21 protein-coding genes are annotated in these 21,221 nt (G+C 71.0%); 16 read left to right on the top strand and 5 right to left on the bottom strand.

The features are described from left to right. The first annotated feature begins 38 nt into the window (after positions 1-38). The 4 genes from AB0D74_RS40185 (at position 39) to AB0D74_RS40170 (ending at position 4,201) form a co-directional block, all read left to right on the top strand. Positions 39-614 carry an FABP family protein gene (locus tag AB0D74_RS40185; protein WP_362598430.1) on the top strand — a complete coding sequence of 192 codons (576 nt, stop codon included), beginning with the start codon at positions 39-41 and terminating at the stop codon, positions 612-614. A gap of 34 nt (positions 615-648) precedes the next feature. Then, positions 649-1,143 (top strand): Fur family transcriptional regulator, encoded by a 495-nt coding sequence (locus tag AB0D74_RS40180; protein WP_362598427.1) that lies wholly within the window; start codon positions 649-651, stop codon positions 1,141-1,143. A gap of 10 nt (positions 1,144-1,153) precedes the next feature. Continuing rightward, positions 1,154-2,119, top strand: a complete 966-nt coding sequence (locus tag AB0D74_RS40175; RefSeq protein WP_362598424.1) for a folate-binding protein — start codon at positions 1,154-1,156, stop codon at positions 2,117-2,119. 165 nt (positions 2,120-2,284) lie between these two features. Further along, positions 2,285-4,201: a helix-turn-helix transcriptional regulator gene (locus tag AB0D74_RS40170; protein WP_362598422.1), complete on the top strand. Its 1,917-nt coding sequence runs from the start codon at positions 2,285-2,287 to the stop codon at positions 4,199-4,201. Here the strand turns inward: AB0D74_RS40170 and dtd are convergent. Continuing rightward, positions 4,179-4,604: a D-aminoacyl-tRNA deacylase gene (gene dtd, locus AB0D74_RS40165; RefSeq protein WP_362598419.1), complete on the bottom strand. Its 426-nt coding sequence runs from the start codon at positions 4,602-4,604 to the stop codon at positions 4,179-4,181. The genes AB0D74_RS40170 and dtd overlap by 23 nt on opposite strands. A gap of 157 nt (positions 4,605-4,761) precedes the next feature. Here dtd and AB0D74_RS40160 point away from each other — a divergent pair, with 157 nt between their 5' ends. The 3 genes from AB0D74_RS40160 (at position 4,762) to AB0D74_RS40150 (ending at position 8,001) form a co-directional block, all read left to right on the top strand. Further along, entirely contained in the window at positions 4,762-5,355 is a 594-nt protein-coding gene (locus AB0D74_RS40160; protein WP_362598416.1) for an aerial mycelium formation protein, read from the top strand. 116 nt (positions 5,356-5,471) lie between these two features. Then, positions 5,472-6,716 (top strand): GNAT family N-acetyltransferase, encoded by a 1,245-nt coding sequence (locus tag AB0D74_RS40155; RefSeq protein ID WP_362598413.1) that lies wholly within the window; start codon positions 5,472-5,474, stop codon positions 6,714-6,716. Positions 6,717-7,080: 364 nt separating this feature from the next. Then, complete coding sequence (locus AB0D74_RS40150; protein WP_362598410.1) at positions 7,081-8,001, top strand: winged helix-turn-helix domain-containing protein; 921 nt, start codon at positions 7,081-7,083, stop codon at positions 7,999-8,001. A gap of 32 nt (positions 8,002-8,033) precedes the next feature. Here the strand turns inward: AB0D74_RS40150 and AB0D74_RS40145 are convergent, their stop codons facing one another. Then, positions 8,034-8,225, bottom strand: coding sequence for a hypothetical protein (locus tag AB0D74_RS40145; RefSeq protein WP_351703347.1), 192 nt, complete (start codon positions 8,223-8,225; stop codon positions 8,034-8,036). A 144-nt stretch (positions 8,226-8,369) separates the two neighbouring features. Here AB0D74_RS40145 and AB0D74_RS40140 point away from each other — a divergent pair, with 144 nt between their 5' ends. The 7 genes from AB0D74_RS40140 to AB0D74_RS40110 all read left to right on the top strand — a co-directional run bounded on the left by AB0D74_RS40140 (position 8,370) and on the right by AB0D74_RS40110 (position 17,062). Further along, positions 8,370-9,239 (top strand): GntR family transcriptional regulator, encoded by an 870-nt coding sequence (locus tag AB0D74_RS40140; RefSeq protein WP_362598406.1) that lies wholly within the window; start codon positions 8,370-8,372, stop codon positions 9,237-9,239. A gap of 29 nt (positions 9,240-9,268) precedes the next feature. After that, positions 9,269-9,982 (top strand): HAD-IA family hydrolase, encoded by a 714-nt coding sequence (locus tag AB0D74_RS40135; protein WP_362598403.1) that lies wholly within the window; start codon positions 9,269-9,271, stop codon positions 9,980-9,982. A gap of 315 nt (positions 9,983-10,297) precedes the next feature. Next, positions 10,298-11,170, top strand: a complete 873-nt coding sequence (locus AB0D74_RS40130; RefSeq protein WP_362598400.1) for a winged helix-turn-helix domain-containing protein — start codon at positions 10,298-10,300, stop codon at positions 11,168-11,170. A gap of 335 nt (positions 11,171-11,505) precedes the next feature. Beyond that, the gene (locus AB0D74_RS40125; protein ID WP_362598397.1) at positions 11,506-13,638 is read left to right on the top strand and encodes an aminoglycoside phosphotransferase family protein; all 2,133 of its coding nucleotides are present in this window, start codon (positions 11,506-11,508) and stop codon (positions 13,636-13,638) included. 100 nt (positions 13,639-13,738) lie between these two features. Continuing rightward, complete coding sequence (locus AB0D74_RS40120) at positions 13,739-14,374, top strand: TetR family transcriptional regulator (protein WP_362598394.1); 636 nt, start codon at positions 13,739-13,741, stop codon at positions 14,372-14,374. A 51-nt stretch (positions 14,375-14,425) separates the two neighbouring features. Then, positions 14,426-16,432, top strand: a complete 2,007-nt coding sequence (locus tag AB0D74_RS40115) for an AAA family ATPase (protein ID WP_362598391.1) — start codon at positions 14,426-14,428, stop codon at positions 16,430-16,432. Positions 16,433-16,582: 150 nt separating this feature from the next. Next, positions 16,583-17,062: an HAD domain-containing protein gene (locus tag AB0D74_RS40110; protein ID WP_362598388.1), complete on the top strand. Its 480-nt coding sequence runs from the start codon at positions 16,583-16,585 to the stop codon at positions 17,060-17,062. A gap of 4 nt (positions 17,063-17,066) precedes the next feature. Here the strand turns inward: AB0D74_RS40110 and AB0D74_RS40105 are convergent, their stop codons facing one another. Further along, complete coding sequence (locus AB0D74_RS40105; protein WP_362598385.1) at positions 17,067-18,011, bottom strand: LysR family transcriptional regulator; 945 nt, start codon at positions 18,009-18,011, stop codon at positions 17,067-17,069. Positions 18,012-18,187: 176 nt separating this feature from the next. Between AB0D74_RS40105 and AB0D74_RS40100 the strand changes: the two genes are divergently transcribed. Next, positions 18,188-18,775, top strand: a complete 588-nt coding sequence (locus tag AB0D74_RS40100; RefSeq protein WP_362598382.1) for a DUF6817 domain-containing protein — start codon at positions 18,188-18,190, stop codon at positions 18,773-18,775. A 78-nt stretch (positions 18,776-18,853) separates the two neighbouring features. On the opposite strand, the gene AB0D74_RS40095 is transcribed toward AB0D74_RS40100, so the two are convergent. Then, the gene (locus AB0D74_RS40095; RefSeq protein WP_362598379.1) at positions 18,854-19,330 is read right to left on the bottom strand and encodes an Rrf2 family transcriptional regulator; all 477 of its coding nucleotides are present in this window, start codon (positions 19,328-19,330) and stop codon (positions 18,854-18,856) included. A gap of 186 nt (positions 19,331-19,516) precedes the next feature. Between AB0D74_RS40095 and AB0D74_RS40090 the strand changes: the two genes are divergently transcribed. Next, positions 19,517-20,602 (top strand): alpha/beta hydrolase, encoded by a 1,086-nt coding sequence (locus tag AB0D74_RS40090; protein WP_362598376.1) that lies wholly within the window; start codon positions 19,517-19,519, stop codon positions 20,600-20,602. A 207-nt stretch (positions 20,603-20,809) separates the two neighbouring features. Here AB0D74_RS40090 and AB0D74_RS40085 read toward each other — a convergent pair whose 3' ends face one another. Then, on the bottom strand, positions 20,810-21,220 hold the full coding sequence (locus AB0D74_RS40085; RefSeq protein WP_362598373.1) for a nuclear transport factor 2 family protein: 411 nt from the start codon (positions 21,218-21,220) through the stop codon (positions 20,810-20,812). Between the last annotated feature and the right edge of the window lies 1 nt (position 21,221).

Raw genomic sequence — 21,221 nt, 5'->3', positions numbered from 1 at the left:
TGAACCGAGTCCGAGCCCGAGCCTAGGAACCACCACTCATGATCGAGATTCCGTCCGACCTGCACAGGGACCTGGTCCCGCTGGCCTTCCTGCTCGGCAGCTGGGCCGGCGCCGGCGTCCACGACTTCCCGGGGTCGGAGAAGTGCAACTTCGGCCAGGAAGTCACCTTCAGTCACGACGGACGGGACTTCCTGGAGTACCACTCCCACACCTGGGTGCTGGACCACGACGGGAACAAGGTCCGCCCGCTGGAGTCGGAGTCCGGCTTCTGGCGCATCGACGCCCAGCGCAAGGTCGAGATTACGATGGTCCGCGACGACGGCGTGATCGAGATCTGGTACGGCGAGATGGCCGACCAGAAGCCGCAGATCGACCTGGTCACGGACGCCGTGGCCCGGACGGCTGCCTCCGCCCCGTACACCGGTGGCAAGCGGCTCTACGGCTACGTCAAGAGCGACCTGATGTGGGTCGGCGAGAAGCAGACCCCCGAGGTCGAGCTGCGCCCCTACATGTCGGCACACCTGAAGAAGGTCGTCACCCCGGAGGACGTCGAGCGCTGGGCCAAGGCCCTCCCCGACGACATGCCGGACGACGGCATCGCGTTCTTCAAGTAGTTCTGGAATTCGGAAGTAGTTCTAGACTTTCGGTGTGGTGAGCACCGACTGGAAGAGCGACCTCAGGCAGCGCGGCTACCGGCTGACGCCGCAGCGGCAACTCGTGCTCGAAGCCGTGGACACCCTTGAGCACGCGACCCCCGACGACATCCTCGGTGAGGTGAGGAAGACCGCGTCGGGGGTCAACATCTCGACGGTCTACCGGACCCTGGAGCTCCTGGAGGAGCTCGGGCTGGTCAGCCATGCCCATCTGGGGCACGGTGCGCCGACGTATCATCTCGCCGACCGGCACCACCACATCCACCTGGTCTGCCGCGACTGCGAGAACGTGATCGAGGCGGACGTGGCGGTGGCCGCGGAGTTCACCGCCAAGCTGCGGCGTGACTTCGGCTTCGAGACGGACATGAAACACTTCGCGATCTTCGGGCGCTGCAAGGACTGCGCGCTGAAGAGAGCCAAGGGGCCGTCCGCCGCCTCCGCGTCTGCGTCTGCGTCCGCATCCGTCCAGAGTTCAATTACCGAGTCGTAGGCTTATGCATATGAAGAGCCCTCTGCTGTCCCTGCCCGGCGCCGTCCCCGGCGAGGGCGTGGACGAAGGTGTCGCCGCGCACTACGGCGACCTGTTCCGCGAGCAGCGCGCCCTCGCCGACGGCGCCGGTTTCGTCGACCTCTCCCACCGCGGGGTCGTGGCCGTCACCGGCGAGGACCGGCTGAGCTGGCTGCACCTGCTCCTCACCCAGCACGTCAGCGACCTGCCCGTCGGCGAGGCCACCGAGGCGCTGATCCTCTCCGCGCACGGCCACATCGAGCACGCGCTGTACCTGGTCGACGACGGCACGGCCGTCTGGGCCCACGTCGAGCCCGGCACCCAGGAGGCGCTGATCGCCTACCTGGAGTCGATGAAGTTCTTCTACCGGGTGGAGGTCGCCGACCGCACCGACGACTTCGCGGTCGTCCACCTGCCGGCCGGCTCGATCGCCGAGGCCCCGGAGGACGCCGTCGTCCGCGAGACGGCGTACGGCCGTGATCTCTTCCTGCCCCGCGCCGGCCTGGAGGCGTACGCCGAGAAGGCGGGCCCTGCGGCCGGGCTGCTCGCCTACGAGGCGCTGCGCGTCGAGCACCACCGGCCCCGGCTCGGTTTCGAGACCGACCACCGGACCATCCCGCACGAGCTGGGCTGGATCGGCACCGCCGTGCACCTCCAGAAGGGCTGCTATCGCGGCCAGGAGACCGTGGCCCGGGTGCAGAACCTCGGCAAGCCGCCGCGCCGCCTGGTCTTCCTCCACCTGGACGGCAGCGACGTCCACCTGCCGCCGCACGGCACCGAGATCCGGGTGGCCGACGACGGCGAGGACGGCCGGCGGATCGGCGTCGTGACGACGTCCGTGCGCCACTTCGAACTGGGGCCGGTGGCCCTGGCGTTGGTCAAGCGGAACGTCCCGGTGGACGCCCGGCTGGTCGCGGGGGAGACGGCCGCGGCACAGGAAGTGATCGTCGAGCCCTAGTCCCTCCGTCTGTCCTCGCGCGTTCTTTCTCCACAAGCTGTGGATCTCCGGAACCGCGCTGCGGGACATGCCGTTGCCAGTTCATAATTGGCAACGGGCGGCGACCGCTTGGACACGCTGTGCACGTGTTCGACCCGATGCGCGCGTGCCCCGGGGGGAGGCGCGGTGACACCGCAGGAGGAGTTCGCCGAGGCGCTGCGCGTCCGCCGGGAGGCCGCCGAGCTCTCCCTCGCCGAGCTGGCCCGCCGGGTCCACTACAGCAAGAGCTACCTCAGCCGGGTGGAGAACGGCCTGCGGCCCGCGGGCCGGCTGCTGGCCGAGCGCTGCGACGCCGCCCTGCGCGCCGACGGCGCCCTGCTCGCCCTGCTGCCGCCCGGCTCCGAGCAGCACGAGAGACGGGACGAGAGCCCGGACGGGAGACAGCCGGACGGGAGGCAGCCGGACGGGAGGCAGGAGGGCGCCGCCGCCCGGTCCGTCCGCGGGACGCGCCGCCGCCCGGACCCGGACCCCGCGCTCTCCCCGGGCGCCCGGCCGAGCGGCTACGGTGCCGCGTTCGACCAGCACATCCGGCGCGGCGACACCCGCCACCTCCTCGGCGAGATGTACGAGGCCGACCGCCACTACCAGGCCGCATACGAGGCCGCAGGCGGCGACGAACTGGCCCGCGCCTACGCCGTCGTCCGCAGCGCCCGCCGCTGGTCGGACCCCGGACAGGTCGACCGCGACCTGCTCTTCCGCATCGACGCCTGCCTGGCCGCGCTGGCCGGCCGGGAGGACACCCGGGCGGTGGAGCTGCGGCTCCAGCTCACCGCCCACCGGGCCAAGAAGCTCGCCATGTCCATCGGCGACGACACCGCGGTCACCGGCGCCGAACCCCGCACCGGCGCCCGGCTGGCCCGCCAGACGCTCGCGGAGCTGCGCGAACGCGCTCGCCGGACCCCCGGTGCCGCCGAGGGCGAAGGCGTGAGCGACGAGGCCCGCTCCGAGGTCCTGACCGAGACCCGCTGGGCCCTGTACGACTTCGAGCCCGCCCGCAGCCTGCTCGCCCTCTCCACCGAACTCCGTGACCTCGCCGTCCGGTCCCGGTCCGCCCACTTCCAGGGCGAGGCCCTGGTCGCCCTCGCCATCGACCAGCTGCGCACCGGCCGGGTGCCCGCCGCCGAGGCGACCCTCAGCCGCCACCGCGAGTTCGCGGCCCGGCACCGCAGCCGGCTCGCCCACTGGCAACAGGGCACGCTGGACGCCCTGATGAGCCTGTGGCGCGGGGAGTTCGCCGCCGCCGAGGGGTGGATCCTCGGGGACGCCGGGAAGGTCGCGGCGGCGATGGAGTCGGGGCTCGCCATGCCCGCGGACACCCTCAGCCAGACCGTCCTCGGCCAGGAGTTCTGGCTGCGCTACGAACAGGGGCGCCTGGCCGAGCTGTTCACCTCCCCGCGGATGGCCGGCGTCCAGCGCCGCGGCTACTTCCCGGTGTGGCGGGCGGGACTCGCCCTGGCCCTGTGCGAGACCGGCCTGCACGAACAGGCCGCGGACCAGCTCCGGGCGTTCGCCGCCGACGCCGACGGCTTCACCCGGTTCCCGCCGAGCGGCTGGGCGCTGCCCACCGCGGCGACCCTCGCCCTGGTCTGCGCCGCCCTGGCCGAGCACGCGGACGGCACGGACCGCACCCGCAGTACCCGCAGCGCCGACAACACAGGCCGTCGTGCCGAGCTGTCGGCGTACGTCCCGCCGCTGCGCGCCATCCTCGACGCGCACGGCGACGAACTGGTCCTGGCCGGCTGGCCCACCGTCCTGCTGGGCCCCGCGGCCCGCTTCAGCGCCCTGCTCGCGCTCGTCGCCGGCGAACCGGAGACCGCGCTCGGGCACCTCGCCCGTGCCGTACGGCCGGCGCAGCGCTACCCGGCGCAGATGGCCCGGCTCCGCCTGGACGAGGCCCGTGCCCGGCTCCGTACCCGCTCGCCCGGCGCCCGGGCCGCCGCCCAGACGCTGGCCCGGACCGCGCTCGGCACGGCGGAGGAGCTCGGCATGGCGGCGCTGGCCCGGGACTGCCGGGCGCTGCTCACATCTCCAGCAGCACGGTGAACGGGCCGTCGTTCGTCAGCGACACCCGCATCTGCGCCCCGAACCGCCCGGTCGCCACGGTCGCCCCCAGCGCCCGCAGCTGCGCGACCACCTCGTCCACCAGCGGCTCCGCGACCTCGCCGGGCGCCGCCGCGTTCCACGTCGGCCGCCGTCCCTTGCGGGCGTCGCCGTACAGCGTGAACTGACTGATCACGAGCAGCGGCGCGTCGACGTCGCTGCACGACCGCTCGTCCGCCAGCATGCGGATCGACCAGAGCTTCCGGGCGAGTTGGGCCGCCTTCTCCCTGGTGTCCTCGTGGGTCACCCCGACGAGCACGCACAGGCCCTCGCCCTCGATCGCGCCCACCGTATCGCCGTCCACGACGACGCTCGCGCCGTCCACCCGCTGTACCACCGCTCGCATGCGCACCATCATGCCCGGTGCCCGCATGCCTCCCACAGCGGCCCATTATTGATCCTTAACGGCCCAACTAGGGCCGTTCGGGGGCACTCGGTCACATTGCGGCCACTTGGGGTGGCACCATGCTTCCACACGCCGGTCGAGGGGACGGTTGAGACGTATGAGCACACCGAGCACCGGGCGACTGAAGACGCAGGGCACGCAGAGCGTGCAGAGCCTGCCCCGGCCGCCCGCACAGCGCGGGGAGGACATCCCGCTGCCCGCTGAGCCGCCGGAGCACGACCTGGCCCGGCTGAGCCTGCCCGAACTGCGCGTCCTGCGCCGGGACGCACAGCGCGACGAGGCCGACCTGAGCTACGTACGACGGCTGCTCCAGGGCCGTATCGACATCCTGCGCGCGGAACTGGCCCGCCGCTCCCCGGCGGGTGCCGCCGCCGTCGTGGACCGCCTCCCGGAGATCCTCACGGACGCCCCGGCCCGCCACCGCTCCTCGGCCCGCCACGTCACCCTGGGCACCCCGCACAACGAGGAGTACGGCAGGCTGGCGGCCGACATGCTGGCCGAGGTCGAACTCTCCGACCTCCAGGCCCGCACGGACCCGGAACTGACGTCGGCGATGGGCCGCCTGGTCCGCTACGAGCAGGAGGTCTCACGCCGACGCCAGCGCCTCCAGCGAACGGCCGACGACTCCAGCGGCGAGATCACGAGGCGCTACCGGGAGGGCGAAGCCCAGGTCGACGACCTACTGACGTGAGGCGAAGCGCCCCTGTTCTTTGTCTTCAGGGGCGCGAGGAACTGCGCGACCAGCCCCCACCGGCCCGCACCCGAAAATGAATCGGCACCACGGAACCGAACGCATACCGTGCTGTCATGACTGACGCCGTCGAAGTCCGCCCCATAACCGAACCCGAACTCGCCGACTGGCACCGCGCCCTGTCCACCGGCTTCCTCCAGCGCCCCACCCTCACCCCCGACCAACTCGACGCCCGCCGAAGGCAATTCGTGCCGGGCAGACTTCTCGGCGCCTTCGACGGCCCCCGCTGCGTCGCGACGTTCCGCTCCTTCGACCAGGAGCTGACCGCGGTCGGCGGCGCGATCCTCCCCGCGGATGCCATCTCCAACGTCACGGTCACCGCCACCCACCGCCGCCGCGGCCTGCTCACCCGCATGATGAGCCAGGACCTGGCCGCGGCGAAGGAGCGCGGAGACGCGGTCGCGACCCTGATCGCCGCCGAGTACCGGATCTACGGCCGCTACGGCTTCGGCCCGGCGACCACGCTGACGGAGTGGACGGTCGAGGTCCCGCGGACCGGCCTCGACCCGCGCTGGGCGCGCCCCGAGGACGGCGGCCGGATCGATCTCGTCGACGGCGAGGACATCCGCAAGCTCGGCCCCGACCTGCACGAACGCATCCGCCGCAGCACCCCGGGCGCGGTCAGCCGCAGCGACCTGTGGTGGCAGTTGCGCACCGGCGTGGTCCGCTTCGAGGAGGAGTGGAAGGAGCCCTACTTCGCGGTGTACCGCTCGGCGGCCGGCGAGGTGGAGGGCATCGCGTCCTACGAGTCGGACGACAACTGGCAGGGCAAGCAGCCGTACAACACCGCCGAGGTGCAGTGGCTGCTCGGCGCGACCCCGGCGGCCGAGCGCGCGCTGTGGCACTACCTGTGCTCGATCGACTGGATCACCAGGGTGAAGAGCGGCTGGCGGTCGCCGGACGACCTGCTGCCGCACTACCTGCCCGACCCGCGCGCCGCACGGGTCACCAACCAGGCGGACTGGCTGTGGGTGCCGATCCTGGACGTCGTACGGGCCCTGGAGGCGCGGACGTACGACAGGGCGGGCTCTGTGGTCCTCGACGTGGTGGACCGGCAGGGGCTGGCCGGCGGCCGGTTCCGGCTGGACGCCTCCCCCGATGGGGCGTCCTGCACCCCGACCACCGACACCCCCGACCTCGCCCTCGACATCGCCGAGCTGGCGAGCGTCTGGCTCGGAGACCAGTCCGTGGCGCGGCTGCACGCCCTGGGACGGGTCCAGGAAGAGCGAGTGGGCGCCGCCCGGGAGGCCGACGCCCTGTTGCGCGCGTCCGGGCGTCCTTGGTGCCCGGACATCTTCTGAGGTGCTCCTTCCTCCCGGGGACGGTGCCTGAATCACCTGTGTTCACTTGTGACTGTGCTGAGCCGTGCTGTGCTGCTCATCCGTAGCGAGCTGTGAAGTTGTGGCTGTGCGGGTCTGCCTGTGTTCGGTTGTCGGTGTTCAGTTGTGACTGTGCCGGTGGTGCTGGCCGCGCGCCCCGACGGCCGGCCCAGGTGGACCGGGCTCCCGGCTCCCCTCCGGAAGGGAACCCGGCTGGCCAACCGCCGAGGAAGTATGACCATGTCGCTGGAGTTGGTGACCAACTCCATAGTACTTATCTCCACTTGGATGCGACTCATAACCACCTTCCCGTGAACTGCCGAAAGATGGCGGGAAGTTGTACTGTTTGTCCGTGGACCCGGAACACGCCTCCGTCAATGGACGGAAGAGGTCACAGCGGCCTCAGGCGTCACACCGAGAGGTGGCCGACGAGCTGCGCACCCGGATCAGGTCCGGGGAGCTGCGGCCCGGCCAGCGCATGCCCACGCAGGCCAAACTGGCCGACGAGTTCGGCGTCGAACGCGGGGCGGTGCGGCAGGCGCTGCGCATCCTCCAGTCGGAGCACCTGCTCACCAACGTGTCGAAGGGCGCTCCGGCGACGGTGGCCCCGGGTCCGGGCCCGCTACGGCTCGCCGTGGGCTCGGCGCCACCGCCGCAGCCGACCATGGTGGGCCTCACCCCGCGCATAGAGGCGGCCTTCGCGGCCTCGCACGTGAGGATCGACGCGCTCTGCCTGACCTCGGTCTCGCTCAACCTCGCGCTCGGCGGGCCGCTGCGGCTCATCCACGCGGGGCGGCTGGAACCGGCCAAGATCGACGTCCGGGTGCTGCTGCCGAGCCGGGACATCGACCTCGCGTTCCCGACCGCGGTGGCGGCCGACGCCTCGGCCGAGGGTGCGGTCCACGACCGCTGGCTGGCCCAGCGCAACGCACAGGGCCAGGTGCTGCGGCACAACCTGCTGGCGCTGCGCGCCACGCACGGCATCGACGTGCACGTCACCTTCCGGGCGCTGCCGTTCACCCCGCCGGTCAAGCTGTACCTGCTCAACGGGGCGGAGGCGCTGTTCGCGTACTACACGCTGGCGCGCCACGAGCGGGAGATCGACCACGAGCACCTGCAGACGTACGACGCCGAGGGCACGCGGTCGATGCTCTTCGCCTTCGAACAGGGCGCGGGGCTGCGGGACACCATGTTCGTGGACCAGTCCACGCGATGGTTCGACGCCCTGTGGGAGACGATCAGTTCGGAGCTGCACCTGACGTCGTAGGCAGCCCCCGGAACTCTTACATTGCAGAACTCTTACAGGGCGGGTCCGGCGAGCATCAGCGCGAGCAGGACCGCGCCGGCGGAGCTGAACGCCGGACTCTTGGCCTTGATGCCCACGGTGAGCAACAGCAGGCCGATAATGCCAGTGGCACCGTACTTCGACTGGACGATCTGCTCGAAGCCGACGACGAAGGCGGCGGAGAGGAGAGCGAGGGCGGCAGGCATGGTGGTTCCCCCATCAGTCAGGAAGCAAGGCTTCCGCCAACTCAACCAAGTTGGTGACCAACTCTGATTAAGTTGTCCCCAGTTGGCTACTAGTTATAAACAACCTTCAAACAACTCCCGCCAGATGGATCAAAGTTGTAGCGTTTGGTCGTGACTCAGGAGAACGTGGCAGTGAACGCCGGCAGCACACCTCAGGAGATCGCCGACACCCTGCGGCAGCGCATCCGCTCGGGCGAACTCAAGGCCGGCGACCGCCTGCCCACCCAGGCCGAACTGGCCGAGGCGTTCGGCGTGGAGCGGGGGACGGTGCGCCAGGCCGTGCGGGCGCTCCAGGACGACGGTTACCTGGTCGACGTCGGCAAGGGCAGCCCGCCGCGCATCGCCGAGCCGCGGCCGGCGGCGCTGGACGGGCCCCAGCCGACGATGGTCGGCCTCGGCCCCCGCATGACGGAGGCGTTCGCCGCCTCGCACGTCCGTATCGACGCCGCCTGCCTGACCGCACAGAGCCTGCTGCCGGCGCTCGCCGAGCCCCTGCGTATGATCCACGAGGGCCGGCTCCGCCCGGAGCGCATCGACGTCCGCGTCCTGCTCCCCAGCCGGGACATCGCCCTCGCCTTCCCGACGGCGGTCGACGGCGACGACGACACGGTCCACAACCGCTGGCTCGGCATGCGCAACGCCCAGGGCCAGGTCCTCCAGTACAACCTCCAGGGCCTGCGCGCCACGCACGGCATCGACGTGCACGTCACCTTCCGGGCCCTGCCGTTCACCCCGCCGATCAAGCTGTACCTGCTCAACGAAGCGGAGGCGCTGTTCGCGTACTACACGGTCACCCGCCGCGAGGAGCAGACGGAGGACGGCCTGCTCGACATGTACGACGCCGTCGGCTCGGAGTCCCTCCTCTTCTCCTTCGAGAAGAGAACCGGCCAGCGGGACGGCGCGTTCGTGGAGCAATCGCAGAGGTGGTTCAACGCCCTCTGGGAAACCATCACGACGGACCTGACACTCTCTTAGTGACTTCTGATACGACGCAGACTGAACTGGTGGCAGCCAAGAGCAAGGACCCGACCGAAGAGATCGCCGAACTGGTCAGAAGTGCCCGTGTCGTCCTCTGGGACTTCGACGGGCCGATCTGCCGGCTGTTCGCGGGACACTCGGCGGCGGGCGTGGCCGGCGAACTGGTCGACTGGCTGGCCGTGCGGGGCCTGCACGGCCTGGTCACGGACACCGAGCGGGACTCCCTGGACCCGCACCTGGTCCTGCGCGCCGTGGACCGCCGCCACCCCGGCAGTGACCTGGTCACGGAGCTGGAGGAACGTCTCACCAAGGAGGAGCTGCGGGCCACGGCGACGGCGATGCCCACGGCGTTCGCGGACATCCTCATCCAGACCTGGCGAGCGCGGGGCGCCCGCATGGCGATCACCACCAACAACTCCCCCCGGGTGGTCCGCGCCTACCTCGACGACCGCGCCCTGACCCCCTGCTTCGCCCCCCACATCTACGGCCGCACCCAGGACCTGCACCGCCTCAAGCCCGACCCGCACTGCCTCCACCGCGCCCTCAACGCGATGGGCGCCGCCCCCGGCGCGGCCCTGATGATCGGCGACTCGCCCACCGACTTCCAGGCGGCCCGGACGGCCGGGGTCCCGTTCCTTGGCTACGCGCGTAACGCACGGAAAGCCAAGCTTTTGACCGAGGCCGGCGCGGAGTACGTGGTGGGGTCCCTGTGGCCGCTGCTGGAGATACTCCGGCACTAGGCAGCGCCGGAGCGTCCGGCTGGTGCGGGGTGTCCGGGCGGGCGGCGCGCCTGCGACGCAATGCCGCCAGGACACCGATCACGGTGACGGCCACTTCCCACACGTCGATCTGTATCGTCACGCCGAGTACCCGTAACTCCATGGCGTCCGCCCCCTGAAAGCTCCGGTCGACCGTGCGGCACCGGGCCCACCTGCCTGGTTGCCGGTCAATATCAGGCATGCCCGGGCAGGTTGATCCGTTAACCGGCAGAACGCCCGGCTTCCTGCCTGACCGGATCGTGTTTGCACGGCGGCCGGGGGAGGAACGTTTGCTGTATGGCGGCCAGGCAGGCACGTGACGGCGGTGGCAAGGCGTTCCGGCAGGTTTCGGAGGCGCTGCGGACCCGGATGCTGGACGGGACGTACCAGCTGGGTGCCGAACTGCCCGCGCAGGGCAGGCTCGCCAAGGAGTTCGGGGTGTCCCGCGACACCGTCCAACGGGTGGTGCGCGAACTCGGCAACGAGGGGTGGATCGAATCCCGCCAGGGCAGCCCGGCCCGGGTCGTCAAGGTACAGCGCGTGCAGTCCACCACGGCCAAAGCCACCAGGTCACGGCAGGCGATGACGTTGCAGCCGTTGATAAGCGAGGCGTTCGAGCAGCCCGAAGTCTCCCTGGACGTCTTCACGTTGACCTCCGAGTCCCTGGACACCCACATCCGGCTCCAGGCCGAGCGGATCCGGGCCGGTGCCATCGCCCCCGGCAGCATCGCCGTACGGCTGCTGCTGCCCGACGCCCAGCTCGACCTGCCGTATCCCGTGGTCAGGCAGGACAAGGACGATCCGCGCCTGCGGGAGCGGCTGCGCGCCATCACCGACCGGCACACGGAGTCGCTGCGCACCGCGCTGCGGGACCTTCAGGCAGAGCGGTTGGTGCCGTCCGTCGACGTGCAGGTCAGGCATGTGCGGCTGACTCCGGCCTTCAAGCTCTACGTCATCAACAGGACAGAGGTGCTGCACGGCCTCTACGAGGTCATCGAACGGCCCATCATCCTGGACACGGGCGAGGAGATAGACGCGCTCGACGTGCTGGGGCTGGGCGCGATGCTGACGCACCACGTGGAGGACGTCGACCCGGACTCGCCGGGATCGGTCTTCGTGGTGAAGATGCGGACCTGGTTCGAATCGGTGTGGAACCTGCTCGCCGAGTAGCACTTCTGGCAGGTCCTGGACCGACCAAGGTCGGAGCAAGCAACGTGCGCTAGCATGCCCGCATTGTCTGAGCAACAGCTCCGGTTCCTACGTATGAGATGGTCAAGCACACCGATCTCAGAACGACCTGACGCAGCGGGGTACCAAACCCACCCGTTGTGGCTACTCGATTGCGCCTCTGGTCGTGCGGGCAGTCCGTCGCGTTTACCGTTTGCCGTACTTTCCAGCCAGCGCTAGCAATCCCGGAGCGGCCAGTGGGCGCATCTTCTGTTCCCTCCATGTCTTTTGGGGAACGCGCCAAACCCGGTGCAGGTCGTGCGCTCTACCAGCAGATCATGCGCCATGCCATGGACCACGGCAAGGCGCACAGCGGGCACCACAACAAGAACTACGTCCTGCCGTTGACCGGTCCCATGGCGATGCTGCTGCGCTGTGAGCCCGGCCTGTCGGCGACGGTGCGCATCCGGCGTGCCGACGCGCTGCCGGTGGTGATCAGGACCTGGCAGAACGAGGCGGAGATCCTCAGGGCCGTCCGGGCCGCGCTGCCGAATGTTCCGGAATGCCTCTTCGAGGGAGACGGCTTCGCCATCCACAGCTATGTGGAAGGAGTGCCGCTGTCCAGCGTCTGCGGCAACGGCAAACCCGTCGACACACTGCTCATCGGGGAAATCGCCTGGCTTCTCGCGCAGATGACCCAGGTGCGCAGAAGCACGCTCCCTGCTCTGCCGGCCGCCTGGCCCAGCAATGGCCATGACGGGCAGAGTTTCCTGCAGGCGCTGGCGCACTGTGCGGACCAGCAGATCCGACGCGCCAACCTGCGCGACTTCGGCGGACTGTTCGCCGCGTTGGGCATTCCGGAGGACGCGCTCACCCAGTTCGCGCAGCGGGTGCCGGTGATGGCCCGACGGCCGTACAGCCTGCTCCACGGAGACCTGCACCGGGACAATCTGATCGTCACCTACGGCGGTCATCCCTCGCTCATCTGCGTCGACTGGGAACTCGCCACCTACGGCGACCCTCTTCACGACCTGGCGACCCACCTGGTGCGCATGCAGTACCCCGGCCACCAGTGGGACGAGGTGGTCGAGGCCTGGGCCCGGGCCATGGACTGGACCCGGCCCGGAGCCGTCAACGGAGTGGGCAAGGACCTGCGTCACTACCTCGCCTTCGAGCAGGCGCAGTCCGTCTACCCGGATGTGATGCGGGCCGCCACTTCCCTGGACGAATCGTTCGACCAGAAGGCCCTGGACGAGGCCACGTCGTCGGTGCGCCGCGCCCTGGAGGTGGCGCAGGCACCCCTGCGGCTGCGGCAGCTGCCCAACGAAGCCGAGATCGAGAGCGTTCTGTTCCGGTGGCAGATTTCCCGGGGGAAGGCACGTAAGGGGCTTTTCTCCAGCTTCGGCACCGCACCCTGGACACCGGACAGACGTGTTCCGGAACGCCCGGACTTCTCTTATCTGGCGGTACACGGAGCACTTCATGCCGAGGGTGCCGCCCCGGCCGGTCGGGTGTTCAAGGGGACGGCTCACCTGAATTCCGTGGTGCGGGTTCCCGGTATCGAATTCCCTGTCGTGGTGCGGCGCAAGGTGGAAAAGGTGTTCCGCCGCGAACGCAGCTTTCTCAGTGAGCATGCCGTGCTCGTGGCGATCGAGGATTCGGGTGTTCCGGTGGCGGCACCAAGACTCCTGGCTCTCGGGGAGAGCTACCTCGGGAAGTACCGCAAAGACCTCTTTTCCATTCACACCTACGAAGGACCGCTCGACATCGACCGGCCGCCCAACCATCCGGTCCACGGCCTGCTGCCGCACGAGGCGGACCGGCTCGTCGACCAGCTCAGCGCGCTGAAGGACGTCGACTACACCGGGCTCGACCCGGCCGCCGGTGAGGCGGGCTACCGCTTCTACGGCTATCTGAGCGAACAACTCGTCCTGCTCGTCAAGAACCTGCCCAAGGAGTCGCAGCAACTCGCCAGGCAACTCGGCCTGCCGGATGCCGGACGGCTGCGGCAGATACTGGCCAGGCACCAGGTGACTGATCGCAGACCGATCCTCCTGCACGGCGACCTGAATCCCTGGAACCTGGTGCGCCGGGACGACGCCATGGCGCTGACCATCATCGACTGGGAGATGGCGGTCGTCGGCGACCCCCTGTACGACCTGGTCCGGCACATGCACCTCACCCCGACCCGGCCGGAGATCCGGGACCGGATGTTCCGCCGCTGGGAGCGCCTGCTGCCGGCCGCCTACACCCGTGCCTGGCAGCAGGACTGGCGGGTCTACCGGTGGATCGAGATCGTCCGTTCCGCCTACGTCGACCTGGACCGGCTGGTCACCGGAGCGAGCCTGGACGCCCCCAACGTCCGCCGGGCCGTCGACTCGTACCCCATGACACTGGCAGCGGCGATCGCTTCCCTGGGCCTGCCGGTCCGGGCAACCGCGAATCCGCATCTTGCCCGTGCTCTGGCCTAGGACCGACCTGAACGTGTGGTCCAGGGAGGGGAGCCTCGCGAAGCTCCCGCAGTGGCGACAGGTCCCGTCGGCGTGACCCGCGCTGCGTAGGCTCGGGCCCATGGGTGAGATGGGCCTGCGCGAGCGCAAGAAGCGGCGGATGTACGAGGACGTGTCGGACGTCGCCGTGCGGCTGTTCCTGGCGAAGGGGTTCGATGCGGTGTCGGTCGCCGAGGTGGCCGCCGCGGCCGGGATCTCCAAGCCGACGCTGTTCCGGTACTTCCCGGCCAAGGAGGACCTGGTCCTGCACCGGATCGCCGACCACGAGACGGAGGCGGCACGGCTGGTCGCGGACGCCTCGGACGCCTCGGACGCATCCGGCGCCTCCGGCGCGGAGTCCCCGGTCGGCGTGCTGCGCGCCCGCTTCCTCTCCGGGCTCGCCCACAACGACCCGGTCACCGGCCTCAACGACCATCCCCAGGTGCTCGCCTTCCACACCCTGCTCAACAGCACCCCCACCCTGGTCGCCCGGCAGTACGCCTACCTCCAGCGGTCGGAGGCCGCGCTCGCCGAGGCCCTCGGCGGCACCCTGGAGGCCAGGCTGGCGGCCGGCCAGATCATCGCCGTACAGCGGATCCTCGCGCAGGACAACTGGCGGCGGATCGCGGCCGGGGAACGGGTCGAGGACGTGCGGGAGGACGCGGTGCGGGCGGCGGAGGAGGCGTTCGGGCGGCTGGAGCGGGCCCTGATGATTTGAGTTACGGTAAAAAACGTAACCAGGTCACAGTTTCTCCCTTACCCTGTCTCCATGCAGCAGGAACTCGACCGCGAACGCGCCTACCACGACACCTGCCGAGCCGCCCTCGCCCGCATGGTCGAAGGCGCCGTCGAGCACGTCGTCACCGGGGAGGACGTCTCCGCGTCCGGTGCCGACGCCGAAGTGCTCGGGTACCGGCTGCGCAGCCGGGCCAAGGAGATGCGCGAGCTGCCCGAGGGCCCGCTGTTCTTCGGCAAGCTGGACTTCGAGGCGGGGGAGCACGCCGGGCAGAGCTACCGCATCGGCCGGCTGCGGATCAGCGAGGAGCCGACCGCCCCGCCCCTCGTCGTCGACTGGCGCGCCCCCGTCTCCCGCGCCTTCTACCAGGCAGGCCCCGACGACCCGCAGGGCGTGGCGGTACGCCGCCGGTTCGGCTGGGCGCCCGGCAGCCGCGGCGACTCCGCCGACCTCACGGGGATGGAGGACGAGCAGCTGAGCACGGGGGAGCCCGGGACCGGGAGCAGCATCCTCACCCACGAGATCGAACGGCCGCGCGTCGGGCCCATGCGGGACATCGCCGCCACCATCCAGCCCGACCAGGACGACCTGGTCCGCGCCGGCCTCGCCGACTCCGTCTGCGTGCAGGGCGCCCCGGGCACCGGCAAGACCGCCGTCGGCCTGCACCGCGCCGCCTTCCTCCTCTACACCCACCCGCAGCGCATCCGCCGCTCCGGCCTGCTGATCCTCGGCCCCAACCGGACCTTCCTCTCCTACATCTCCGAGGTCCTCCCGGCCCTGGGCGAGACCGGCGTACGGCAGACGACCCTGCCGGAGGAGATCGGCCGCCACCCGGTCACCGGCACCGACCCGGACCGCACCGCCGCGCTCAAGCACGACCCGCGGATGGCCGAGGTGCTGCGCCGCGCCCTGTACGCCCACGTCCGCACCGACGCCGTCGGCCCGCTCTCGCTCGCCGACGGCACGTACACCTGGCGGGTCTCCGCCGCCACGCTGACGAAGATCGTCGAGGCGGTACGGGACGAGGAACCGCCGTACGCCGTCGGACGGGAACGGGTGCGCGGGCGGGCGATGCGGGCCGTACAGCTTCAGGCCGAACGGCGGGCGGGCCCGCAGCCCGGCGCCTGGACCCGGCGCCTGGAACGCTCCCGGGCGATGAGCGCCTGGCTCGACACCGTCTGGCCCAAGGTGCGCCCGGAGGAAGTAGTCGCCGAACTCCTCACGGACGCCGAGGTACTGGCGACCGCCGCCGAAGGGCTCCTCACCCCCGGCGAACAGCGGGAGCTGCGCTGGGCCCGGCCGCCGCGCTCGTACAAGTCGGCCCGCTGGTCGGCCGCCGACCTGGTCCTCCTCGACGAGGTCGCGGGGCTCGTCGAACACCCCGAGGGCTACGGCCACATCGTCGTCGACGAGGCCCAGGACCTGTCTCCCATGGAGTGCAGGGCGATCGCCCGCCGCGCGGTCTTCGGCTCCCTCACGGTCCTCGGCGACCTGGCCCAGGCCACCACGCCCTGGTCGGCGCGGAACTGGGCCGCCGTACTGGGCCACCTGGGCAAGCCGGAGGCGTCCGTCATCCCGCTGACCACGGGTTTCCGGGTCCCGGCGGCGGTCGTGGCGCTGACCAACCGGTTGCTGCGCCGCCTCGGCACGGACGTACCCCCGGCCACGTCCTACCGCGGCGACGGCGAGGTGACGGTCCGTCCGACCCGGGACGTGCCCGCGACGACGGTCATCGCGGTGCGGGAGGCGCTGGCCCACGAGGGCTCGGTGGGAGTCGTGGCGGCGGACGCACAGGTGACCGCCGTACGCGAGGCGCTGACCGCCGCCGGCATCGAACCGGCGGGCCCGGACGAACTGGGCGCACGGGTGGCCGTGGTCCCGGCGAGCGTCGTCAAGGGCCTGGAGTACGACCACGTGGTGGCCGTGGAACCGGCGGCGGTCGCGGAGGGGGAGGAACGGGGTCTGCACAGGCTGTACGTGGTCCTGACAAGAGCGGTGTCGAGACTGGACGTGGTGCACGCGCGACCGCTGCCCTTCTGAGAAGGCCGGCTACAACACGCCCCGCGGGGACGCGGGGACGCGAAGGCGCGGGGCGCGGGTCGCGGGGGCGCGGGGAATCGCGCGACCGGCAGCCTCTCACCCGCAGCCGCTCACCGACCTCTCCCGGCGCTCTCTGCGATCCTGTCCCCGATGCTCCTCTTCCTGGATATCGACGGAACCCTCATCCCCTTCGGCGCCCCCGCCGACCACCCCTACCCGGTCTACGACACCGGGATCGCCCCCTCCCATCCGCTGCTGAACCGCGTCGACCCGGACCTCGGCCCCCGCCTGGGCGCCCTCCGCTGCGACCTCGTGTGGGCCACCACCTGGATGGACGACGCCAACGACTGCGTCGCCCCCTGGCTGGGCCTGCCCCCGCTGCCCGTCGTGGAGTGGCCGGACGAGGAGAAGCCGTCGGCCCTGCTGCACTGGAAGACCCGGCCACTGGTGGCGTGGGCGGGGGAGCGGCCGTTCATCTGGCTCGACGACGAGATCACCGAGGCCGACCGCGCCTGGGTCGCCACCCACCATCACCGGCCCGCCCTGCTGCACCGCGTCGACCACGAGTTCGGCCTGACGGAGGCGGACTTCAGGGTGCTGGAGGACTGGCTGGCAGCGGTCGAGCGCTGACCGCTCACCCGCGCCGCGGGGCGGACGCGGCGACGGAATCCGCTACGGGGTCCGCGACCGAATCCGCGACCGAATCCGCCACGGTGTCGGCGAAGGTTCGGGCGAGCGGGGAGAGCGCGTCCCAGCGGCGCACCGCCCAGCCGACGGAGAGGGGCGGCAGACTGGGCACGGGGATGAGCCGCAGGGGGCCGTCGTCGTCGGGGACACGGCGGCCGGGCAGCGCGGGTACGACCGCGTGGCCGAGACCGAGTTCCGCCAGCAGGAGGGCGGTGTCCCAGTCGGCGACGCTCGTGTCGGAGCTGCTGCGGACGCCCAGTTCGGTGAACGCGGCGTCGAGGCGGGCACCCGAGGTGGAGTTCTGCGGCAGCCGGATGAGGCGGATGCCGGCCAGATCGGCCACCTCGACATGGGCTCTGCGGGCGAGCGGGTCGTCGGTGCGGACGGCGAGTACCCAGGGCAGGTCCACGACCCGGCGCTGCTCTATGCCGCGCACCGGACCGCCGAGGGTGACCCAGGCGAGGTCGAGGTGGCCGGCGGCGAGGGCGTCGAAGCAGCTGCGGCTGGAGGTCTCCGTCCGGAACTCAAGGTTCACCCTCGGGTGGCGCTGCCGGAAGGCGACGACGGCCTCGGCCATGAAGTGCCGTACGGTCGTCCCGCCCGTGGTGACGCGTACCGTGCCGCTGTCGCCGTTGACGAGATCGCCCAGGCGCCGCAGGGCCGAGTCCAGACCGGCGATGCCGTCGGCGGCGGCGTCGCACAGCACGCGTCCGGCGTGGGTGGGTACGACGCCTCGGGGCCGGCGCTCCAGGAGGCTCACGCCCGTCTCCCGTTCCAGCCGCTTCACGTGCTGGCTGACCGCGGACTGGGTGCAGGCCAGCTCCCGCGCGACGGCACTGAGGCTGCCCGCCCGGCACACGGCCACGAAGACACGCAGGTCGTCCAGAGTCATGTCTCCAAGCTACAGCTTGGAGTTACGGAGAAATCCATAGGATTGACTGGGGTTACGGCTCTCGCGATGATCGATGCAGGGCCCTGGGCGGCAACCCGTCCGGCGCCTTCGCAGGGGTCCGGACCCGGGCGGAGGCACGGACGGGTGCCGACCCGAGCGACGGAAGGAACCGCCTCGTGTCCGCTTCCCCCGCCCCCTCCGCTTCCTCACCCGCCTCCGACCGGGCCGTCGCGCTCCTGCATGCTCTCGGTGCCGACGGGATCGCCCACCCCGGCGGCACGCTCCTCGTGCACCTCCTGCGCGTCCAGGAGCAACTCGCGGCCTGGGGCGCCCGCCCCGCGCTCCAGCTCGCGGGCCTGTGCCACGCGTTCTACGGCACCGACGGCTTTCCCACCGCCTTGCTGCCCCTCGACCGCCGCACCGAACTCGCGGCGGTGATCGGCACGGAGGCCGAGGCGATCGTCTATCTGTACGCCTCGTGCGACCGCAGGGCCGCCTACCCGACGCTGGCCGACCCCGGCGGGGCCGTCCGCGACCGCTTCACCGGAGACGCCCGGGTCCCCGGACCCCGGCCGCGCCGGGACCTCGCCGAACTGACGGCCGCCAACGAACTCGACCTCGCCCGCGTCGACCCGTCCTTCCGGGAGCAGTGGGGCCCCGCCCTCCTCACCCTCCTCACCCGCCTCGGCCCCCTGCTGAGCCGCCCGGCCCGGTCCGCCTGCCGCACCGTTCTCGCTCCGGACCCCGGCCGGTCGCGGGACTGAGGCGGCGCCGGCGGTTTGAGCGAAATCGAACGTGGCGACTTGGCCTGGTGAGTCAGCGAGCTCCGAGTCGCGGCGTGTTCATGCCGTTGTCCGGGTTGCCAGGCGCGGGGTGCTGCCGGAGGGCAGGAGCGCGAGCGTGTCGTGCAGTACGTCGGCGACGGAGGTCTGCGCCAGGGACCTGCGCAGGGCTTCGGTCGCGCGGTCGTAGACGTCGGTGAGGACCGGCTGGATGTTGCAGCCGACGCAGCACTCGGGGTTCGGTTCCGAGGAGTGCAGTCCGAAGACGGGTTCGTCCGGGATCGCCTGGTAGACGTCCAGCAGGGTGATCGAGGCGGCGTCCCGGGCCAGGTCCCACCCGCCGTTCCTGCCGTGGCTGACGGTGACCAGTCCGGCGTCCCGCAGCTGGCCCAGGCAGCGCCGGATGACGACGGGGTTGGTGTTGACGCTGGTCGCGATCTGCTGCGACGTCCCGATCTCCGCGTCGGTGCCGCGCCTGTCGTAGGCCAGCCAGGTCAGGACGTGCACCGCCAGACTCATCCGGCTGTTCGCGCTCACCTGCGGTTTCCTTCCGTCGGTTGTCGCTGTGCGGGGTGTGTGCTCCTTCATCCCATCTTAAAGTGTAACCAACTTGACTACAGTGTAACTGGCATGGTTACAGTTTTTCGAGGGGCCGGGCGAGAGGCCCCCACGTCACCCATGCCGGTACCGGGCCTCACGGCCGGTGCCAGGAAAGAGAACGCCATGAGCACAACGTCCACCTCCGGTGCCCTGGACGACGAGCGGTTCAGGCAGCGCACGCTGTCCGCCAACGGAATCCGCATCCACGCGGTCGAGGCCGGGCAGGGGCCGCTGGTGCTGCTCGCCCACGGCTTCCCCGAGTCCTGGTACTCCTGGCGCCACCAGCTGCGCGCGCTGGCGGACGCGGGCTACCGCGCCGTCGCGATCGACATGCGCGGCTACGGCCGTACGTCCAAGCCCGCGGCAATCCACGACTACCGCATCACCGAGCTGGTCGCGGACTGCGTGGGCGTCGTGCACGCGCTCGGCGAGACGCAGGCCGTGATCGTCGGCCACGACTGGGGCTCCGCCGTGGCCTGGTCGGCGGCATGGACGCGGCCCGACGTCTTCCGCGCCGTCGTGGGAGTGAGCGTGCCCTTCGGCGGGCGCGGGCTGATGGCCCTGCCGGGCAACCCGTTCGGCGAGCGCCGCCCCTCCGAGGTCGAGCGGGAGATCGCCGGGCCCGACCGGCTCTGGTACCAGGAGTACTTCACCTCGCCGGGCGTCGCCGACCGCGAGTTCCACGCCGACCCGGCCGGCTGGCTCACGGGCGCGCTCTACAGCTTCTCGGGCTCGGCACCCCAGCCGCCCGAGGCGGTCGCCGTCGACTTCACCCGGCTCTCCGACCAGGCGCTGGCCGCAATGCTGCGCGAAGCCGTGTGCCTGCCGCCGGGGGTGGGGATGCGCGACGGCATGGCGCCGATGCCGGACAAGCTGCCCGACTGGCTCACCCGGGAGGACATCGACTTCTACGTCGCCGAGTTCGAACGCACCGGCTTCACCGGCCCGCTCAACTACTACCACTGCCTCGACCTCGACTGGGAGCTGCTGGCCCCCTACGAGGGCAGGCCGCTTCAGGTGCCGGCGCTGTTCGTCGGCGGAGGCCGCGACATCGCCACGCTGTGGGGACGCACGGCAATGGAGCGTTTCCCGGAGGTCGCCCCGCAGGCGCGCGAGCCGATCGTCATCCCCGACGCCGGCCACTGGCTTCCGGACGAGAAGCCGCAGGAGCTCAACAAGGCGCTGCTGGAATTCCTCGCCGGTCTCTAGGACAGCCCTCGGCCCTGCCGCGCCCGGTCCGGGAATACCAGGCACAGGTCGGGGAACTGCCCGCGCAGCCAGTACACCTGGCCGACGAAGGAGCGCGCCCCGTCCTGTGCCTCGGGGTTGTGCTGGACCTAGCTCGCGCCGAGGAGGGCGGCGGCCTCGGGCTGGTAGTCGTACACCCGGATCCTCCCGTCTCGCCGTGGGTGCTGCTCAGTGCTTCGTGGCGTCCCGGACCAGGGCTGTGTCGACGAACTGTTCGAAGCGGACGATGAGTCCGCCGCGTACGACGAAGTGGTGGGCGACGCGGACGTCGATCGGCTTGCGGGTGGCCTTGTTGACGGCGGTGTAGCGGGCGAGGACGACGACGTTCTCGCCGTCGACGACGTAGGTGTCGTCGTGGGCGGTCCAGCCGTCCCACTCCTTGCCGAGTTGTTCCATCACGTTCGCGGTGACGCCGTCGGGGGTGCGGTAGGTGCCGGCGAGGGGGAAGCCGGCCATCTCCGTCCACTCCACGTCCGGGGCGAGAGTGGCGCGCAAGGCGGTGAGGTCACCGGCGGCGGAGGCCAGGTACTGGCGCCGTACCACGTCGGCGGGTGCGGCGGAGGTGGTGAACTCGGTCATG

This window comes from Streptomyces sp. NPDC048278 (genome assembly GCF_040652195.1).
Classification (GTDB): domain Bacteria; phylum Actinomycetota; class Actinomycetes; order Streptomycetales; family Streptomycetaceae; genus Streptomyces.
The sequence above is the reverse complement of the archived record's forward strand: the minus strand, read 5'-3'. Positions and strand labels throughout refer to the sequence as shown.

Coding starts and splice junctions, on each gene's coding strand:
- AB0D74_RS40185 (WP_362598430.1), top strand. CDS start 39: ATGATCGAGATTCCGTCCGACCTGCACAGGGACCTGGTCCCGCTGGCC.
- AB0D74_RS40175 (WP_362598424.1), top strand. CDS start 1,154: ATGAAGAGCCCTCTGCTGTCCCTGCCCGGCGCCGTCCCCGGCGAGGGC.
- dtd (WP_362598419.1), bottom strand. CDS start 4,604: ATGCGAGCGGTGGTACAGCGGGTGGACGGCGCGAGCGTCGTCGTGGAC.
- AB0D74_RS40160 (WP_362598416.1), top strand. CDS start 4,762: ATGAGCACACCGAGCACCGGGCGACTGAAGACGCAGGGCACGCAGAGC.
- AB0D74_RS40155 (WP_362598413.1), top strand. CDS start 5,472: ATGACTGACGCCGTCGAAGTCCGCCCCATAACCGAACCCGAACTCGCC.
- AB0D74_RS40145 (WP_351703347.1), bottom strand. CDS start 8,225: ATGCCTGCCGCCCTCGCTCTCCTCTCCGCCGCCTTCGTCGTCGGCTTC.
- AB0D74_RS40130 (WP_362598400.1), top strand. CDS start 10,298: ATGGCGGCCAGGCAGGCACGTGACGGCGGTGGCAAGGCGTTCCGGCAG.
- AB0D74_RS40125 (WP_362598397.1), top strand. CDS start 11,506: ATGCGCCATGCCATGGACCACGGCAAGGCGCACAGCGGGCACCACAAC.
- AB0D74_RS40120 (WP_362598394.1), top strand. CDS start 13,739: ATGGGTGAGATGGGCCTGCGCGAGCGCAAGAAGCGGCGGATGTACGAG.
- AB0D74_RS40115 (WP_362598391.1), top strand. CDS start 14,426: ATGCAGCAGGAACTCGACCGCGAACGCGCCTACCACGACACCTGCCGA.
- AB0D74_RS40110 (WP_362598388.1), top strand. CDS start 16,583: ATGCTCCTCTTCCTGGATATCGACGGAACCCTCATCCCCTTCGGCGCC.
- AB0D74_RS40105 (WP_362598385.1), bottom strand. CDS start 18,011: ATGACTCTGGACGACCTGCGTGTCTTCGTGGCCGTGTGCCGGGCGGGC.
- AB0D74_RS40090 (WP_362598376.1), top strand. CDS start 19,517: ATGAGCACAACGTCCACCTCCGGTGCCCTGGACGACGAGCGGTTCAGG.
- AB0D74_RS40085 (WP_362598373.1), bottom strand. CDS start 21,220: ATGACCGAGTTCACCACCTCCGCCGCACCCGCCGACGTGGTACGGCGC.